Genomic DNA, 255 nt, shown 5'->3' on the forward strand with positions numbered 1-255 from the left:
TCGAAAATTTGAACTGCTTTTGCTCCTGCGTTAATTTGCGCTTTTAAATATGTAATAACCATATCAGCAAGCTTATCCATTAAAGCGAACCAAGCTTTCGGCTCTGCATACATAAACGCTTTCGTATTATGGTAGTTACGAGATGGACCGCCTTCAATCATATAGCTCGCTAGCGTAAATGGAGCTCCTGAAAAACCGATTAACGGTACGTCTAACATTTCTGTCGTTAATAAACGAATCGTATCTAATATGTAC

General features: G+C 38.4%; 1 protein-coding gene. It reads right to left on the minus strand.

The window, feature by feature from the left end:
• On the minus strand, window positions 1-255 hold a 255-nt coding region (locus JDS96_RS31275), incomplete at both ends, for a uroporphyrinogen decarboxylase family protein (RefSeq protein WP_274605986.1).

This window comes from Bacillus cereus group sp. N21, assembly GCF_016483395.1.
GTDB classification, from domain to species: Bacteria; Bacillota; Bacilli; order Bacillales; family Bacillaceae_G; genus Bacillus_A; species Bacillus_A pseudomycoides.